At 44.2% G+C, this 18,512-nt stretch carries 19 protein-coding genes; all 19 read right to left on the bottom strand.

The genetic code is table 11. The features are described from left to right. Positions 1 to 26 precede the first annotated feature (26 nt). The gene (locus JOC37_RS06515) at positions 27 to 1,619 is read right to left on the bottom strand and encodes a CpaE/TadZ family protein (RefSeq protein WP_204617291.1); all 1,593 of its coding nucleotides are present in this window, start codon (positions 1,617 to 1,619) and stop codon (positions 27 to 29) included. A 90-nt stretch (positions 1,620 to 1,709) separates the two neighbouring features. After that, the gene (locus JOC37_RS06520) at positions 1,710 to 2,303 is read right to left on the bottom strand and encodes a GGDEF domain-containing protein (protein WP_204617292.1); all 594 of its coding nucleotides are present in this window, start codon (positions 2,301 to 2,303) and stop codon (positions 1,710 to 1,712) included. 14 nt (positions 2,304 to 2,317) lie between these two features. Then, positions 2,318 to 3,070: an SAF domain-containing protein gene (locus JOC37_RS06525; protein ID WP_204617294.1), complete on the bottom strand. Its 753-nt coding sequence runs from the start codon at positions 3,068 to 3,070 to the stop codon at positions 2,318 to 2,320. Continuing rightward, positions 3,063 to 3,647: a hypothetical protein gene (locus tag JOC37_RS06530; RefSeq protein ID WP_204617296.1), complete on the bottom strand. Its 585-nt coding sequence runs from the start codon at positions 3,645 to 3,647 to the stop codon at positions 3,063 to 3,065. The genes JOC37_RS06525 and JOC37_RS06530 overlap by 8 nt, the downstream gene beginning before the upstream one ends. A gap of 21 nt (positions 3,648 to 3,668) precedes the next feature. Further along, positions 3,669 to 4,091, bottom strand: coding sequence for a hypothetical protein (locus tag JOC37_RS06535; protein WP_204617298.1), 423 nt, complete (start codon positions 4,089 to 4,091; stop codon positions 3,669 to 3,671). 22 nt (positions 4,092 to 4,113) lie between these two features. Continuing rightward, a complete protein-coding gene (locus JOC37_RS06540) occupies positions 4,114 to 4,320 on the bottom strand; it encodes a hypothetical protein (RefSeq protein WP_204617300.1) in 207 nt (68 codons plus the stop codon). A 28-nt stretch (positions 4,321 to 4,348) separates the two neighbouring features. Then, a complete protein-coding gene (locus JOC37_RS06545) occupies positions 4,349 to 4,954 on the bottom strand; it encodes a hypothetical protein (RefSeq protein WP_204617302.1) in 606 nt (201 codons plus the stop codon). Further along, positions 4,951 to 5,787 carry a hypothetical protein gene (locus JOC37_RS06550; RefSeq protein WP_204617304.1) on the bottom strand — a complete coding sequence of 279 codons (837 nt, stop codon included), beginning with the start codon at positions 5,785 to 5,787 and terminating at the stop codon, positions 4,951 to 4,953. The genes JOC37_RS06545 and JOC37_RS06550 overlap by 4 nt, the downstream gene beginning before the upstream one ends. A 3-nt stretch (positions 5,788 to 5,790) precedes the next feature. Further along, positions 5,791 to 6,573, bottom strand: a complete 783-nt coding sequence (locus tag JOC37_RS06555) for a type II secretion system F family protein (protein ID WP_204617306.1) — start codon at positions 6,571 to 6,573, stop codon at positions 5,791 to 5,793. Continuing rightward, on the bottom strand, positions 6,566 to 7,933 hold the full coding sequence (locus JOC37_RS06560) for an ATPase, T2SS/T4P/T4SS family (protein ID WP_204617308.1): 1,368 nt from the start codon (positions 7,931 to 7,933) through the stop codon (positions 6,566 to 6,568). The genes JOC37_RS06555 and JOC37_RS06560 overlap by 8 nt, the downstream gene beginning before the upstream one ends. 103 nt (positions 7,934 to 8,036) lie before the next feature. Continuing rightward, positions 8,037 to 9,602 carry an Athe_2463 domain-containing protein gene (locus JOC37_RS06565; protein ID WP_204617310.1) on the bottom strand — a complete coding sequence of 522 codons (1,566 nt, stop codon included), beginning with the start codon at positions 9,600 to 9,602 and terminating at the stop codon, positions 8,037 to 8,039. 117 nt (positions 9,603 to 9,719) lie between these two features. Next, on the bottom strand, positions 9,720 to 10,697 hold the full coding sequence (locus JOC37_RS06570; RefSeq protein WP_238480795.1) for a copper amine oxidase N-terminal domain-containing protein: 978 nt from the start codon (positions 10,695 to 10,697) through the stop codon (positions 9,720 to 9,722). Between the two features lie 168 nt (positions 10,698 to 10,865). Then, the gene (locus tag JOC37_RS06575; protein ID WP_204617312.1) at positions 10,866 to 11,534 is read right to left on the bottom strand and encodes a hypothetical protein; all 669 of its coding nucleotides are present in this window, start codon (positions 11,532 to 11,534) and stop codon (positions 10,866 to 10,868) included. 12 nt (positions 11,535 to 11,546) lie between these two features. Further along, a complete protein-coding gene (locus JOC37_RS06580) occupies positions 11,547 to 12,239 on the bottom strand; it encodes an ANTAR domain-containing protein (RefSeq protein WP_204617314.1) in 693 nt (230 codons plus the stop codon). A gap of 3 nt (positions 12,240 to 12,242) precedes the next feature. After that, complete coding sequence (locus JOC37_RS06585) at positions 12,243 to 13,982, bottom strand: M23 family metallopeptidase (RefSeq protein ID WP_204617315.1); 1,740 nt, start codon at positions 13,980 to 13,982, stop codon at positions 12,243 to 12,245. Between the two features lie 55 nt (positions 13,983 to 14,037). Then, complete coding sequence (locus tag JOC37_RS06590) at positions 14,038 to 14,847, bottom strand: hypothetical protein (RefSeq protein ID WP_204617317.1); 810 nt, start codon at positions 14,845 to 14,847, stop codon at positions 14,038 to 14,040. Next, on the bottom strand, positions 14,847 to 15,848 hold the full coding sequence (locus JOC37_RS06595; RefSeq protein ID WP_204617319.1) for a pilin: 1,002 nt from the start codon (positions 15,846 to 15,848) through the stop codon (positions 14,847 to 14,849). Before JOC37_RS06595 ends, JOC37_RS06590 begins: the two co-directional genes overlap by 1 nt. A 6-nt stretch (positions 15,849 to 15,854) precedes the next feature. After that, positions 15,855 to 17,573: a VirB4 family type IV secretion system protein gene (locus JOC37_RS06600; protein WP_238480796.1), complete on the bottom strand. Its 1,719-nt coding sequence runs from the start codon at positions 17,571 to 17,573 to the stop codon at positions 15,855 to 15,857. 150 nt (positions 17,574 to 17,723) lie between these two features. Then, the gene (locus JOC37_RS06605) at positions 17,724 to 18,512 is read right to left on the bottom strand and encodes a hypothetical protein (protein ID WP_204617320.1); all 789 of its coding nucleotides are present in this window, start codon (positions 18,510 to 18,512) and stop codon (positions 17,724 to 17,726) included.

Raw genomic sequence — 18,512 nt, forward strand, 5'->3', positions numbered from 1 at the left:
CCCTTTTGCCTAGAGGGCGGCCCTGCTTACTTTCTTTTTAGAAAGCTAAATAATCTGCCTTTCTTTTTCTCTTTTTTCAGATCATACTTCTGCCCGGCAATGACAGCTAACTCTTCCGCCACACGATGCCACTGGCTTTTTTCATCATCAATTCCCACAACCGTACCTTTATACACAGCTTTAACGTGTTTTTCCCAGTCTTCCGGAATAGTAGCTATTATCCTTGGTAGTTTGTTTTTGGGTACGGTATCTTTAAAACCTGCATTGTAGCAGTTTTCTATAAGCCGCGGGTTATGCAGTTTCGGGCTAAATCTGTTTAGTATGATTTTTATTTTCTCCGGTTGTACACCCATCATTAATAGTTTTGGTGCGTAATCTTTGGTTTCTTCCTCGCTGAACTTGGACTGGTCAACAATAGAAAGGATTAGGTCAGCTAAGGGGAATATTTCATACAGCCACACTTTTTCGTGGAATTCGGGAGAAGAATCTCCTATCACAACCGGGAATTCTCTTACAAGTATGTCTGCAATTTGCACCAATTGCCCTTTCTGGAAATTGGGAATTTGCTTGTTCATCGGCCCGGGCAGTACGTACAAGTTATCGCTTACCTTTACGATTATATTTCTTACATTTTGAGGAGTGATGTATCTTTCAGCAAGGTACTCTATACCCGGCACATTTTTTATGTCAAAAAAATTTTTAAGGTTCGGGCCGCCAAAGGCAATATCCCAAAGCAGTGTTTTTATACCTGCTTTTGATAGTGCCAAGCCTAGTGTAATACAAGCAGTCGTCTTGCCTACTCCGCCTTTGTTTGCACTGGTAATTGCAAACACACCATTGTACTTGGCAGGGGTATTTGCAATTACATTGCTCTGCGTAGGTGATGGTTGATAACGCGCGGTGTTTAACGGTTCAGCCGGTTGCCGATAAGGTTGTCCCTGCTGGTACGGTTGAGTTAACTGTTCCCGTTGTATAGGAACTGTTTGCTGGTTTTCTTGTGCTGGCTGTTGGTACGGCTGTTCAATTCGTGCCGCTGGCCGGTCAGCCTGCACCGGCTGCATCAAGGGGTGCGGTGGTTCTACGTACTGTTGTACGGATATTCCCGGCGGCTGTATTTGCGACTCTATATACTGTTGTACCCGCGTTTCCGGCTGCTGTACGGGTGATTGATATGGCTGCTGTACCGATTCCTGATGCGTATCCTCTTCCTCAATAATCGGCCCTTCTTTAATTTCTTTGGGGTATGTCAGCGCAACCGGCAATGTATACGGCCTGTCGCCTGGCAAAACGCCCGTGACAATGTTGTATAACCCGTATTTTTTGCACATGCGTATATAGCCTTTAGTGGCTTCATTAACTACCCCGGCCAGTATGACTATATGACTTACCGGGAATTGCACCTGCAAGTTGGCAAATAATTTCTGATGATCTTTTCCGGGTAAAAACCTGCTTATAACTACCACGTCCGGCCTCACGTCTGGCCTGTAAGAACTATATGATAAAAGGGCATCCGAGTGGTTTACCGTTATAAATTGCCAGTTCTTGAATTTCGGCATCTTTTGTAGGTTTTCTTTGATTATATCAGCACTAGGATCTTCGGCTGCTATTACGCAGAGCATTAAACGAAACCTCCCTTTATTTTTTTGTTCTATGCCGCTTCCATTCCAAGGCTTTTCTCGGCAGGAAAGTTAAAAATATAACCCGGGTGTCTATCCCGGGTTATACTGTTTACCTCTGTTACGCCCGCTTTCTTTGGCTTCATACAGTGCGTCATCGGCCTTTTTGAATACTTCTTGTACGGCAGCACCGTCAATAGGGTACACCGCGCAACCAAAACTCAAAGTTACGGGTATTTCCATCTCTTGAATTTTAAAAGGTTGAGAACTTACCAATGTGCGCACTCTTTCTCCTATATCAAAAACTTTCCTATAGCAGGGAGTTATCAATACGAATTCTTCCCCGCCGTACCTTGCTAAATAATCGTCCGGCTTTGTGGCGTTTTTTGCCCTGACCGCAAATATTTTCAACACTTCGTCCCCCACTGGGTGTCCGTAAGTGTCGTTTATTGACTTGAATTTATCCAGATCAAGGACAAGAATACCAAAGGCGGCGTTCTGCCTATCTGCTTCTTGAACTGCATACGAAAGTGTCGCTTCGTATACCTGCCGGTTGGGCAATCCGGTTAAAAAGTCCAAATTTTCCTGCTTACATTCAGGCCAAACAATCCTTAAGTCCCTAAGGTTATTTAACCCAAAGATTTGGTAGGGCGATATTGTTTCCCAAAAAAACTTAATTCTTTTCATCTTTTGCTTCTTCCTTATCCTGCTGGTTTTGTTTTTTCAACTTCTTCAGCTTTATCCTTTTCTTTGGGCTTCACTTTCTCCCCGCTTTTCACCACATATATTCTTTCATCTTCAGCGTAGGTTATTAGTTCACTTATTCTTTTCTGGGAAACTTCCACCGCTATTGCAGCAGGAATACTTTTCTTGCCGGTAGGATTTGAAATTTCCTCTAAAGCCGAACTATTCTTGACAGGTTCTATATCGTTGCCGTCAGAATCCAGCACCCTTAGTACCTTTGCGCCGGAATATATAGGCTCATGCAGTAACTTTTTTATCGTCTTGGTTGTTTCTTTAAACCCTAATTCGTATTCTTCCCTTTCATCCATACCTACCACCAGGTACAGGTCAACTTCTTCTCCTGGTGTGACAAAACAAGATTTAATTAAGTCAGTAGGAATAACCAACTGGCAGTAGCCCGGTCTTATTGGTTTTGACAATATTACACTGTTTTTAAATATATACTGGTTTTTGCCGATTGACTGGGCAGTTACCTTCCCTTTTACATCTTCCAAATTCTTTACAAGATTATCTGCAATTTTTTCCGGTACTTTAACAGTTTTGACATCACCCGCTGTTATTTCCGTGCCTACCGGTATAAACCGGGTTGTCTGCAATACTTCAACCGTCTTTGTTTCCTTTTTCAGGTTTATATTGGAAGTTACTACTATTGCCCCGGTAAAGATTATGGCTAGAACCAAGGATACCATTATACCGATTTTTCTACTCAATATAGTATGCCCCCCTGTAAATCCTCTTCTTATTCGCTTTCAGGTGTAAGCTGACAAAGGGAGGATATGGAATTCCGTATCCCCCCTTCTTGAGGTACGCTTTTTGGATTTTTTCCCGTTCTCTTATTGCTTTTCTGAATACTGAAGGCGGAGGTAGGTGGCTTTCCCATATTACCAGGTTCCCCGACATGTTGTCCCTGCCGGCAATACTGATCAAATCCCGGCGGTAGTTTTTAATGTATGCTGCCAAACCACCTTCACCACCTTCGATGTCATTCAGGTGAATTTCAAAGGTTTTTTTTACCCGCCCGTTTATTCTGCTGCCAGTGAGAATTTTGCCCCACCAATTCCATATCGGCAGTAATACCACCGTTTTCAGCTTCAATTCTTCCCTGCTGTACTTCTTTGCTTTGGGCAAATATACGGCGTAAAAATACAGAAGCGCAAAACCGTTCAGCAGGGCCAAAATAAATAAAACCCTGCCAAACAGGATTTTGCCGCTGATAAGCGCCATCGCCGCCATAAGCATAAGCAGACCGTACAGCCATATGACAATGTCCCTTCCTTTTGTACCCATAACTGTACTCCGTGAAACTCCCTAATAGGAAGGATAGCAGTAGCTTATACCGCTGTATGCCCCGTCAAGGTATGTGCTGACAGAACGGCCCTTGCCAACCAGCGGAATGGGAGTTTTAATGTCAATAAACTCCCCTACTTTAAAGTGAAATTTTCTTGTTATTTTTGCAGTTACTGTAGTGCCCCAGTCCACCGGAGCACTAACAGGTTCAATTTCTACATCTATGTCGTCGGGAGCTATATTCAATTCTTTTGTAAATTTGCGCAGGTCTTCATCTGCTTCTGTCGTGTAGCCGCCGTATTTGCCCATACTTCGCGCTATGTACTGCGCTTCGTTTTGTACGGCATTCCACTGCGTGACCATCCCGATGAACATCCCCCCGGCCACTACAAAGCATAGAAAAAGAAATATAGAACCGAAAGACATCACCATGTCTTTTAGCATGTGTATCGCCTTCCTTGTTAGATTAGAAGCCTAGTTCACTTTTAATATAGTCAATCATATCACTAAATAAGTCTGTTGCAGCACCTGGTGCTATACCCAGCAAACCTAAGATAATGGCAACTGCAATTACTGTTGTACCAAGCGTCCATGCCGCTGCTTTAAGGTCGCCGCGTTCATTGGCAAGGATCTGCTTTGCTTGTTTTATTCTTAACTGTAATACTTTTTTCATACAAAGTTCCTCCTTTAATCTTAATTATCTAATTAATGTTTTTTGTGCTCTTTACAATCGCATAATATCTCATGGGTACATCTATTGTTTGCGTTCCCACCCACGGAACGTACCCGCTGAATACCGTTACATCCATCTCCGCTACATAACCGGGCGCGCGGGCAATTCCCATACCCGGCACGTCATCACCTCCTTTTACAGCGTAAAAACTTGTAACTTTATACGGATACGGCCATTCATCAAAAAATTCTTCAATCCGGTTAAAAAAATACGCCCTGGCGCAATCTTCACGCAGTTCGACCATGCTGGTATCGCCGTCCATATTGGCGGCTTGGGCTGCGTATTCCATCGCTTCGCCAAACCACATATACGCCACTACTGCCTTCTGGCGGCAGGCAAAGCCTGTGGCTATTACGGACACGAATACCATCAAAATGAGAATTGCTGCAAAACTCAGTATCGGCAATTCTGCCAATCCTTCTTCTCCTAAGATATCCAGCCTTTTATATTTGTTATCAGGTAATTTATCATGTTGAGGCAGACCAGCCCTATCAGTATTACAGTGAATATCCATACTATCACACCCAGTACTTTTGAGAGTTTCGATTTTCTTGACATTAACAACCTCCATCAAAAACCTAAACCTCTAGACATTTGCTCAACTACACATTTGATGAATATCGGATAGATGAATATAGGTATTGCCCCAAGGAGCGCCACCACTGCGATGAGGGCGAAAAAACCGGATTTTGCTGCTGTTGCCCTGGCTACCGCTTTTTCGTTTTCGTTGTCTATGGTTTCGGCTAAATCGTCAAACATACCCGGCTCCACTTTTGAGTCCCATGCCATGCCAATTCTAAAGCACACGGCGTCTATTACCGGGTGTTTTGCTCTTTTGGCAAGGATATTTAAAGCTTCCCTGGCCTGCCCCGTCCGGCTGATCCGGCTGATAACAGCTTCCATTTCACCTTTTAGCGGCTCCGGCAGGAATGAAAGGGTGAACATCATTGACTCCCGCACAGTGAGCGCCCCTACATCCAGAAAAACAGGCATAAAGTTAACCAAAGACGGCACGCCCATAAACAACCTGTCCTGCCATTTTTTAAATTCGTTCTCCATTATTACCTTTGTTACCACGATTCCTACAATCGCAGCCAGTACCCCGAGTAAAAGGGTAAATATGCCCAAAAATTTAAGACCAATCATTGTTACCAAAAAACCGAAACCCACGCCGAAAAATACCGCGTATTTTACTATTTCGTCCGGCGACCGTTTGATAATGCTTAATTTTTCTTTGTATTCTTCATCTCCAAAAAAGCTTTCAATTTTTTCCCTGATATGGCCCACCGTTATTGCCGCCGGTGATACGTCGTATTCACTGGCCGGCACCAGGAAAAGATACAGCAGGGCAAATACTGATACAAACAGACATATCCATATCGCTAAAATAAGGCTGATAAGTACCACCTCCTATTCCAAATCAGCGTTGCTGGACAGCTTTTTCATGGCAAACAACATGCCTATAACTATAAAAAGTCCCATCGCCATCATAATGGGAGCTTCTTTGTACATATCTCTCAACACTGTAGCGTCAAGAATTAGCCCGGCACCTAAAATAAATATGGCTATCTTGCAGGCAAGCACGGGTTCTATGTTTGCTTTCATTCTTTCAGCCAGTTGTTTGTCTTTTTTCTGTATGGCGTAATTCAATTTTTTCAACCCCCGGGCCGCCGCGGGCGGGCCACCCACCCTGTCGCTGGCTTCGATAATAGCGGCCACCGCGTACAGTTCTTTTAATTTGTACTTATCCCCCATTTGCCTAAGCATGAGCGGGAATGTCGCCGTTCTGTCGAGATTGTGCCGCCCCAGCATCTCCTGAAAATCAGAGGCAAATGGTTCGGGCATTCTTTCTGCCGAGTGTCGGATAACTTCCGACGTCAACTGCCCCGCGCCGTATAAACCAGCGGCACCGGTGATAAAGTCTTTGACCAGCTTGCGCGGCTTTTCTCTTTCCTTTTTTTCCCGCCATTCCGTTATCCAGCCGGGAATAAACCAGCCGGGTAAGGCCAGCACTAATCCGGATAGTGCACTTATGAATATTACCTTTCCAATTATAAAGAACACTACAGCACTTATCAGCGGCAGAATGTACTTTCTTAAAAAGTTCTTTGCCCTACCTATATCGGGATACTCACCAACGAATATTGAGTACAAAAAAGCAAACAGGCTTAAAAATAAAAGGAGTTTAAGCATTTGTCGGCTCCACTCCTAGGCCTGGGTAAAGGTATTTACCCTTTACTTCCTCATAAACAGGCTTTATTGTTGCACCCCTAAAAGCCAGGCGAGCAAGTCTTTTTGCAGTAATGGGGTTTTCATATATCCACCTTCTTGATTTGCCTTTTGTCCGGGCAAACTCTTCTTCATCAAATCTAATTATGGTGTTGTAGCCTTCATCTGTTACTTCAACCAGGCTCATAAATGTTCGCTTGCCTGTAAAATCTTTGTCAACGAATATCAGGAAGTGGAACATGGAGCGAATTTGGTCGTCCACCATGTCCCTGGGCAGCGTCATGCCTCCCCGGGCAAACATTTTGGGGAATCTTGACCGCAGTTCATTTACCCCACCAGCGTGGAAGGTTGTCCAGAAACCGCCGCTGGTACTTTCTGCGATTTCGCTGGACGCCACGATTTCACCGGCCCGTGTCTCACTCACTATTCCCCTGTCCGGGTTGTTACGGTTCATGCTGTCGCATATATCCGGCATTCTAACGATTTCTTTTTCACCGATTTTAACCGTTACCATGTTGATGCAGTTCTTCAGGTTGGGCATGTACAGCTCAAATGACGTTTCACCGATTATTACCCTGTCCATTTCAGGTATAAAAAGTCCCATAGCACGTAAGATAGTGGTTTTCCCACTGTCTGTCCTGCCGCATACCGCAAGGTTTGCCTGCCCCAGCACGAGAAGATCTTTTGCTATATCGTAAAACAACTGCGGAAATGTGGCGTTTTCCACCATTTTTTCAAGGGGTAACGGTGGCCTGATTGTCGGTGATTTACGAATAGTAAACGCTGTACCCAGCGGGCTTGCTTTATAGCCTATTGCCGCCAGACGTGAACCGTCTGGAAGCCACGCGTCAACTATCGGTGATTCAGCGGTGAACGGCCTGCCGGAATAGTCACAGTGTTTTTGCACGAATCTCCTGACTTCTTCATTGTTCTTGAAATAATGGTTTCCAGCAAAGTGTGTTCTACCGTGTTTGCCATAAAACACCTGCGGCCCTTTTTTAGATGGGTTAACCATCACTTCTGTAATCTCTTTAGCTTCTTCACCCAAAAAAAATGGTGATAAAGGGCCGTACCCCGTTGCTTGACCTAAAATATCTTCTGTGATTTCATCAACTTCGTACGGCAGGATGTCTTCTCTTGTCAGTACCGCGTTTTTAATTAAGTGTTTGATGGCATCTGTGTCCATTGCCTCACCTAAAGACGACCTGCTGAATAATTCCGGGTTTTTTTTGTGTATTTGGGATGCCAGTTCTTCGACTATTTTGGCTTTTTCCATCTGTCGGTGCTGCTCCCAATCTTCATCTATGAACTGCAAACCTTTCATTTTAAAGCAAAACCCCTCCTTTTTCTCCTTTTTGAAATCAGTTTTATCCTTCCGTGAAAAGCAAAAACCTTCTGACCTTGTTGCAGGCCAGAAGGTTTTTCTGTTACTGCGCCCTGCTGTTTACACCAGAGCCGTTTACAAGCAGCACACCGCTTACAGAATCGCTTACCGTTCCGGATTTGGTTACTGTTTCATACCATGTATGGCAATGGCGATGCCCATTACTGGTGTGGCAGCTTCTATGTCTAACTTTATATTGGTAAACATAGTGTATAGTGTAATTCGCAGTTAAAGTGTATTTCTTCGGGTATTTTGCCATTAGCTTATCTTTTATGGGATTGTATATTCTGGCCCCGTCCATCGCCCAGTCTTCCTGGAAGGTAGCTGTCGCTTTGTGCCCGTTGGGGTTCATGTTTATTGTCGTTGTTCCTTTGGGCGGCAGCGGGTTACCGAATGTAAATCTCGGGTTTTTCTTCGGGTATGTTATACTTGCCGAAGTTATCTCCCATGATACCAGCTTTCCTTTAGGCGGCGTTGGTGCACTGGGTTTTAATGTCGCAGTCACCCAGTCAGTCCATTTGGCCGTATTTGCCGGCCTGGTGATAGTTTTATCTTGGCTTACCGCCTGGAATGTTAACTTACTGTTTGTTACTACCGGAGCTAAAGGTTTCAGTATATTAATTATCGCTTCATCACGGTTGTTCTCCCAGTTTATATCTTCACTTGTTACCGGGTTAACCCTGACTATTAGTGTTGTTCCTTCACTTTGGGCCGTAACTTTAAACTTATACGCCTTTTCTTCTCCCGGCTTAAATTCAATTACGCCGTTTGACGGCAGGCTGTCAGCAGGGTTTATGGCTGTCAACCTTACAGGCCATTCATTGCCGCCAACTTCATGTACCAGCGTCAGTTTTGCAGTTTCAGGCTTTGTATGCCCCTCTGCCAGCTTAAATCTGACTGTTCCTTCTACCGGTGCCCCCGGCTGTATGTCGTTATATTCCACCTGGTCAAAAACTACTGAAAAATCAGGGGCGGACTGGGCTACCGGTGCCAGCGGTATGGTTAAGTACCAAACACTACCGCCTGATTGGTGCCACATACGCCCCATACCCCAGGTGTATTGAGTTGGCGGCACTAATACATGTACATATTCATGCCAGGGCTTGTCGTCATTAGGGTTAAAGGGTATGGGCACTCTATCAGCGCTTTCAGATTTCGCGTATGCTTTCAAACCTTCGATTATACTGTCGCGAAGTTCTGGTTTGCCGTCAAAATCATTTTCATGAATTAGAGGCTCTCCTCTGGCTTTTAAAGAGGCTTCAACATCTGGATTTTTCCACGGCCATTTAATCCAATTCCTGCTGTTGATGCATCCCCCAGCCCAGTTATCATGGCGGAAGAAAATATTTGTAAATGCTTCGTTGTTTATTGTGTAACCCAAATAACGGTGGTTTCCTGTATCGGAGTCAAAATCAAAAGGTTTGCCATACACAAATATTCGCCTGTTTGCCCACAATTGGTGTTCTTTGTCAATTTTGTCGTTAATTCTATATTTGTTACCCATACTGTATTCTCTAAAATAATCTATTACCCCAAATCTTGCTTTCAGTTCATCATTTGCCTCTTTTAAAGCCTCGTCTATGTTTTGCGGCGGATTTTGCGGCGGCAAACTAACAGGAGGCTCCGTTGAGCCTCCTGTATCAGCCATAACAGCATTCGTAAATGTTAACAGCATAAAAACAGAAAATATAACTGTAAATATTCTTCGCATATTTAATTAACCTCCCTATATATCGCTTAAAACTCCCGGTTCCCAGACTACAATATTTATAAGATAACTACCCGCTGGAGCACCTGCCTTAATTGTCTGACCGTCAATATGGAAATATTTAAGCGGTACATCATCAAACCTGTCTTTTTTCTTACTAACATAGTCAATAATCATATCTGCGTTTTCTTTGCCGAATTTACTTGCCAGAATACTGCGTGCTTTTTCCAGCTGCTGCTCCAATGCTACTCCGTTTCTTTCCAACACATCCAAAATAATAACAATTTCAGTTCTGGTTTCCGAGTCAGGCCCTTCAATTCCATAGTAAGTTTTACCCCCATAAAAAGGCACATCATCAGGTACAGCAAACCCTCCAACCATATGAGTACCAGGCTGGTTTTCCTCTTGTACTACTTTCTCTTGTACTACTTTCTCCACTTTCCCGCCTATGTACTCTATCACGTTGCTGATGTCGGGCTTTAGCTCACCCTTGGGATAAGCTATCACTACGCCGTTCTTGCTATCCCACTCTACTGTATACCCCAATGCTTCCGCTACAAAACGGGCGGGCAGATATGTCCTGCCGGTCTTTAAAATTGGAGCCACGTCTATTGCTCTTGCTTTACCGTTTTCGATTATCTGTTTCTTCCCGATTACCAGCTCTGCGGAAAATTCTCCCCGCTTCAGGGAAGCCTTCTGCTTTACCCCGTCCCATTCAATGTTGTTATCGTTCACGCCCAGGGCATTGCCCAGGTAACGTACGGGCACAAATGTTCTGGATTGCTCAATAAAGGGTACTGCGTCCATCTTTATTCCCGGTGTTTGGTTGTTTACAAAATATTCGTTCTTACCAACTACGAATACAACACTTTTTACCAGTTTACCCTGTTCGTACACGTCTATTTTTTCTCCCGCTTTCACAGTACCCGGCATTACGGCCAGAAAAGCCGCCAGGCAGCACATTAATATAACGCTTTTCAATACTATTTTTTTCATACAGTACCATCCTTTCTTTTTTTCTTTGCAACTACCAAAGCAAACACAGCACCAGCAGTATGAACAGCCAAATAGCGGTTGTCTTCTGACAAGTTTCTTCGTCCATTTCTTAATTAGACTGAATTTACCAGCAATTTGTTCTAAAATCAGGTAGATTTTCGCTAAAGTTTATAAAATTTCCAATAAAACTCTTTCCCATTCTCTCTTCCCGGCGCTCAAAGCATAAACCTCTCCTTCTTGAGCAGCCTTGATATAAGTGGTATAGTCTACTTTAATCTCCACCCGGCGTTGGCATATTTGTTTTGGTATATCCATATCACCTGTAACAAGTAACAGTTCTACAGTGGGTTTCTCAACCTTTATTCTTACTAACTCCTTCAATTGCTGAGCAATCAATTCCCCTTCAAACGGGTTACCGGTATAGGGAATGACTAGCACATCCGCTTCCGCTATGGCTGCGTATGCTGGCGGGTATTCGAAGTCCCTGCCTGCGTTTACTATTATCACGCTCTGGTCTTGTTCCTTAACCAGTTGAATAATTTTCCTGAACAGTTCAACGGTTTCCGCTGGTTCTCCAAAATCCGGCGTGCCTATATTAGTTAGCTTATTGCCGGCCGGCAGGTATTCTACACCCCATTTCATCCTTCTAATCATTTTACCGGCCAGTTCCGGAGTAAGGCTTTTACCGAGCGTCATTATCCCCGCGTCTTTTTTATTAAAATCTTCAATACTGCTGGAATGTTTGATCCCAAACCACCCATCCAGTTCAGGGCAGGCAAGATCATAATTCAATAATATGGTGTTGTAGTGCTCAACCGCAGCAACAGCTAGGTTCAAGGCTGCTGCAGTTCATGTAGCACCTGTGGGACCCCAGACGGTTACAACTTTGCTGTCTTCATAGTTATAATTATTATTGTCTTTTCTTTCCAGTAAATCTCTAACTGCTGCTTTTGTTTCATCAGTTATTTGCTGCAGTTTATTGTTTATTGAGTTTATGGGATTTTTTATCTTTAATTTTGTTAAGCCTTTTTTTGCAGGGTTTAGTTCTTCTCTTCGTACATGCTTATGTTTTTCTGGTTGTTGCCCGGTGGTATCCTCGTTTTTTTCTTCGCCTATTATTGGAAGTGATATATTTGCCCGCTGTAATTTATCAATTATTTCTTTTGGTATGTCTCCCAGTTTCCCGGGCCTTAATAGTTTCTCTATAATGACAACAGGTCTAACAGGATCGTAAACGAAATCGTATACCCCGTACGGAACTAATTTTTCAATTAACTCTTGAGCTTTCATTAATGATAAGTCACCGGGTAAAGCTACCACTCTAATCCCTTTTTCTCTCATGGTTCTGATAAGTTCAACTATGTCGTCATCTCCGCTTAGGGCAGGAGATATGATAACCGTATCTGCGCCGGTTTCTTTAATCATCTTATTTACAATGCTTCGGTGGTAACTGGTTCCAACAGTTTCTATGTTGTTTTCCGGTAACATTCTTGATAAGTCGTTATCTAGCTTTTCAATGCCGGTAGCAATTAAAACTTTCAAAAATCATCTCTCCTTTGTGCTTTGTAGTATAAGTACCGGATTTATCCAATCGTTTTTATTTAAGTCAAATACACTGAAATGCAGGTGTGGGCCCGTGGAAACTCCAGTGCTGCCCACGTTTCCGATTTTTGTTTCCGATTGGACGGATTGTCCTTTTCTAACTGTAATTAAAGATAAATGTCCATAAAGATATTTGTGCTGGCCGTCCTGAACTATTACAGTTTTGCCGTATCCACCTTTCCACCCCGCATAAATGACCACTCCGGAGGATACTGATACTACCGGTGCGCCCTTTGGCGCGCGAATGTCAATACCATTATGGAATTTCTTTGTTTTAAAAATTGGGTGTATTCTTAAACCGAACGGAGAAGAAATATCATAATATCCGGGTACGGGCCAGATGTTGTTTGCTCTTTTAAAGGCTTCCGCCATTTCCCAGATAGGACCGGCATATTCTTTTAGGCATCTTTCTTCTGCATCATCTCCTTTATAGCCACCGTAAAATGTTAAAACTTCAAGCGTATCCTCTTTCCAACCTCCTTCCCAGTCAACATTATTAAGGCCTAAATTTTTCAACATATATGCTCCTGTCAAAATTTGCGCCCTGGGGTTGTCCCTGTCCATTTCCGGGTCAAACCCCAGCAGCTTTGAATAATGTTCCCAGTTAGACGGGGTAAGCTGCATCAAACCGTAACAGCCTGTACTTGAATTTTCAGCCTGCGGGTTAAAACTGCTTTCTTTAAAAGCCACCGCAGCCAAAAACCACCATGGAATACCGTATTTATCTTCTGCTTCTTTGAACAGCGGCATAAGCTCTGGGGGAACCATGGCAGCGGAAATGAAATATTTAATTTCTAAATTATCAAGCAACCACTCCAGCCATTCTTTTTGTTCATTAAATGCGTTGCCGGCTTCCCAGACCGCTGTTCGGGCCAGCGATACTTCATCATCTCTTGCTACCCTGTATTCATCGACAATCCAATCTTCCAACCTCTGCCACTTGTTGGGAAGTATTTGCTGGACGTCTTTCAATTCTTCTTTGGTAATTGTTACCCTGCTCTTGCCGCTGCCGTATGTCCTGGTTACCCATTCATAGTGGTACTGGTAGTGTCCTTCAATGGTGTATGCCTCCACAAGCAGGTACTGTACAGTTACTTCCGTTTCGCTTTCTCCTTCCTCGTTGGTTGAAGTGGTGTAAATATTAGATTGCTTGTAATAAAAATAAGGATGCAGCGCTTCAGCCACATTCTCCTGATCGGTTATCTCATCCTGTCCGAAGTTATATGCCCTGTAAAGGCTGGCAGCGTGAAGCTGCCCCCATTTGAGTGCCAAATCCGTGTCGGAGCCGTACTGGTCAGCCAGCATATTCAGTTTAGTAACGCCCCTGCCGGGATAATACGGGTTGTCTGGAGTGGATTCGTACTTTTCACCGCCCGGTTCCGCCGGTTTTTTATTTATCAACCAGGTATCCTTTACATTGTATTTGTCACAATACTTCTGGTATTTTTCCCGGGCTTCATTATCACTTTCTGCATCTATTTGGGGTACTCCGGCCAGAGCGCCCAGCTGGGGCATAGCCGAATATACAGCGGCTACCAGCATCGCAAGTATGAAGAAAAATATAATAGCAACAATTATATACGGAATAAAGGGTTTTAACGCTCTCAACAGCAGTCGTGTCAGTATAGCTGCCATTTTTCTGGCCTGCTCTACCGCTTCTTTTTCAATTTTTTGAGTGTCCATTTTACACCCCCTATATAAAATAACAACTCCGGCCGTTTTACTGGCCGGAGTTGTTCTAGTTTTTCGTTTTTGAATTTGTCCAATTGGCTACGGCACCGGTTGCTCGCGAACCCAGGCTGGCTGCCCTGCTTCCCAGGGGTGACAGGGCCAGTGCCGAGGCTACCCGCGTGGTGGCTGCAACCCTGTTATTAGTACCGCTGATGTCCTGCATGGCCTGCCAGAATGTCTGTCCGTTCTTTTTTCTGGTTTTTATTTCCTGAACTAAATTATATGATGTTGATGCAAAACCGGTTGCTGACTTGCCGGCTGCCGCGTATATTCCGGCCATCATCGGCGCCACCTCCGGTACTGCAAATGAAGATGCTGCTCCCACTTTGGCCATTGTGCCGGCAGCTTTGTTACCGGCCTGGCCTGATATGTTGATTATGTCGTCCAGTTTGCGCTGCCCTTTTTGGGATATTGACGACATATCCCGGCCCGCAACGGTACCATTATTTGCTGTATTCATGTATTGTTTGGTTGTCCCGCCGGCTGTATCGCTGGCTGTATTTGGTGAATTGGCATTTATATTTCCAATACCCGGATTAGGGCCGCCTGGATTGCCTGGATTAGAGCCTGGAGAATTGGGCATCTTTGAAACTATGTTTCCCGAACCAGAACTCCCGGTAGGTAAACTGACCATTCCTCTCTTTTTCATAAGTCCAAAGGTTGCTCCGATGGCTCCCAGTCCAATCATGGCCCACTTATCTTCATCCACCGTACCGACTCTAGCTACCAGCTTCATGAATATGGAACTGAGCATTTTGCTGACCGGAATAACGGTTAGCAGCATGAAAAAAGTTTCCCAAACTGTTATTTTTGCCATTACTTAACCCCCCAGCTGCCGGACAGCAGTACCGCCAGGAATGAGGCTATCACAACACACAGACCGAGTATGAAAAGACCGATAAATGCCTTAATCAATCCTTCTTTTGCTTTCGCCCTTTCTTCCTGTTTTCTGGCTATGATGATTCTGATTCCCAGGACAACCAGAACCGCCACGCAAATACTGCTGGCAAAAGCAGCAAAGAATACTCCGATCTGCACCAAACCGCTGGAAAACCACGCCGTGTCCACTTTACCAGCCACCTTACCCACGCCGGTGGCAATACTAAGAAATATTCCCAGAGACATGGCGTGGGCGGATTGAAGGAATATGGTCTGAATTATCTCCGCCACCCATATTTCAAGCACCTGACGTTCGGCTGTAAGCATCCATATCCAAGCAATAATCGGAGTTACTACTATATTTGCAGTAACAACCCATTTGCGAATGGTATAAACCGCATTAAAATAAACATCAAACGCCACCATAGAGAGGTTTAAAAGTGCATCGGCAAAGAGGTTTCCTGTCTGAATACTGGATAGCAGGGAGCTGCCGAATATGTTTGTCTGGCCGTTAAATATGAGTTGATCTAAACTTTTTAAACCGAAAAGTTCATTGAACATAATAATAATTGCATTAAACGGGGCAGCAATGATTTGTTCAAACATCCCCGCCGCCTGGCTCATAACCGGTTGTTCCAGTTCCGGGCTTGTGGCAAAGGAGTTGAGTAATTTGCCACAAATCCATACAAACCCATCGTTGATTCCTGACAGGATGGTAATAAAAACCGGAGCCAGAGCCACCAACCCCATCGCCAGCACCGACCTCTGAACATCTTCTATAAACGATGCCCTGATGCCGGGGTTCATCGCCGACCGCATGTAACTGTAGCCGGATCTGACAATTAACAGGAGTAGAAAACCTCCACCAACGGAAGTAAGTACCGCATACCAGAACATCATAACCTGCCATTGCTCTTCCGTAAACATTGACGGGTGCATATACGCTCACCTCGCCAGCACAGCTTCAGGGTCTGAGCGCAGGAAGTGTTCTTCAAAAGGAAAACCTTTAAAGGTTACTACTGCGCTTTCCATACCAGCTTTCAGTATTCCCTGCCCCGGTTGGAATGTTCCTATTCTGCTGACTACTCCATCTGGCAGGTTAAATATTTCTCCCAATTCCTGCGCATCGGTATGCTGCATTTTAAGGAAGAACTTGGTGTCGCACTGGGCCATCAGAACCTTTCCTTCTTCGGTGGTAAATTCTCGGAAACTCTGGGATGCTACCATTAGGGATGTGTTGTATTTCGCACCCCGGCGAGCCAAGTCCGAAAGAAATTTGGCTGTGTCCTTGTGCCGCATTAAAAGCCAAGCTTCATCTACCACCACTCTCTTGCGTTTCTTTGACTTCTTGACAAATTTTTCCCATACCCAGGACAGCATAACATACATGGCATACATGCGCTGGAATTCTGTTTTAAGGGCCGAAACATCAAAGACAACCAGCTGGTTGTCATAGAATTTGCCGATACTCTGGCCGTCAAAATAGCCCATGCCGCCGCCTTTACAAAATGGGTATAAAATGTTGGCCAGGCGTTTGGCACCCATATCCTCTAGGCGTTTCACATAGCTGGATATGGTGGGCATTTCTTTATATGATTTTCCTATATACGTATACGTACCATCCTCAGTTACTCTGCCTTCCGGCAGGTATATGCTTTCCGGATCTTCGGTTATCTCCCGAGCCAGGTATTCGTCCCTGACTGCCCTGGCAGCTTGTGCCCTCTCCTCTGCACTGATTTTTTCCCCGGTTTGAGCCTCGAGTATAGAGGATATTAAGTGGCAAATATCTTCAGCTTTACCGGCAATGTCGATGTACTGCCTGCCTGTTTCCTCATCTTCCTCCGGTTCTACGTCAAAAATATTAAACATGCACTCCATGTTAGACTTGAATTTTATTAGTATACCTCCCATGGCTTCTATTAGTTTCCTGTACTCCCCTTCAGGGTCAATGATAACTACCGATATTCCGTGGGCCAAGGATCTGGCTGTTACACCTTTTACGGTGTAGCTTTTTCCTGACCTGGTAGAACCGGTAATAAACATGTGCGGGCCGTATAACCTGGGACTGCCGATAAATAAGTCCAGAAATACCGGGCTACCAGTTTCATTTATACCGAAATATATCCCTGATGGATGGGTAAAATCGGTAGAAATCAGGGGAGAAAGACAGGTGGCGTTGGCTGCGGTTACATCGTGACATTCATCTAAATTACTTATAAAAGGCAGTGTGTGAATAAAACCTTCCAGCTGACGGTAGTACATGGTTACCGCCCTGGTAGCACCCAGCATATCCTTTACATGATTACATTTGTGTATTAGTTCTCGGTAACCAGGAGCTGTTATCATAATTGTCACTGTGGCTGCAACGATATTATTTCTTCTTAAATTTATATCGGTAAGCAGGTTGTAGTAAAAAGCATATTTAGTTTCTAATGTACCTATTTTCGTGGTTTCACCGTGTTTTTGGGCCAGCTGAAGGTCAGATCCCAAAATTGTTAGCCACCTGGCTACCCGGTCGCTTGCTTCTTTTTTGGTATACGGATGCAGAATAACCGATACTGTCACACCGCCCAGGCTTGTAATATTGTTAAACCACCCGAAACAGATCAGTTCCGGAAGCACATCCACCACCAGTACCCGGCAGTAAATGTCGTCTATTTTCAAATAGTCTTCGTATTCCTGAACCCTCTCCGGTGTAAATAGCTGCAGTAAACCGGGTGTCGAAATATTATGTATCTCTTTTTTGGGTTTGGTTTTTTTGTTGAAGAATTTGATCTTAATCGCAAATCACCCCCTATAAGATAAAAAACCGGGCTATTGCCCGGGTAAAGGTATATTTTGAATTTCTCTGATATTGAATTTTACTGCTGAAAGGCCGCCGAGTGCCGCCATTTCAGAAGGTCGTGATAACCTTTCCGGCAGCATTATTTGCTGCAGGGCGTCTATTACTTCTTCATTTGTGAGCAGCGGGGTTAATATTACGCCGGCACGGGCGCGAAAGGCTTCCTGCAGCAAGGCCATTTTTTCTCTGATTTGTTCAATAGGATTGCCTTTTTCCCCATCATCACTAATAACCAGCCATGAAACCTGGGCCATAGCCCGCCTGCTGGTTTTCATTTCTTCCAATGCCGAAGCGTAAAGGTTCATGTAGTTTGCCAGCTGCTGCTGTTCTGTCGCTGAAGCCTTGGTTCTTATTTCCCCGGCCACTGCTTCAGTATCTGTTACTATCATACTTGTTATGTATTGTATAGGATAATTTATTTGGTTTTGTATGCTGATTAACACTTTTTCCCCTGCATCTTGCTCACCATCGTCTTGCTCACCACCGAAGAGTATTATAGAGAAGTTTGTTCCTTCTATTCTTGCCAGCCCCAGGTACTTTCCGTTGGCATATATTATTCCGGAGTTAATTTCTCGAATATTTATAAGGTCGCTTATATGTCTGTAAGTACGTTTTGACGGTTTTTCTTTGGTTTCTTTTGCTGTTTGTTTTATTTTCTTTCTACTTCCACTGGAATCCGTACGGTTAAGTATTAACAGCATCACCAGCGCTGCTGCCATGACAAAAAAAATAAAGACGACTACCGCTATTGCCATTAGCAT

The sequence above is a fragment of the Desulforadius tongensis genome, from assembly GCF_016907915.1.
In the GTDB taxonomy this organism is placed as follows: domain Bacteria; phylum Bacillota; class Desulfotomaculia; order Desulfotomaculales; family Desulfohalotomaculaceae; genus Desulforadius; species Desulforadius tongensis.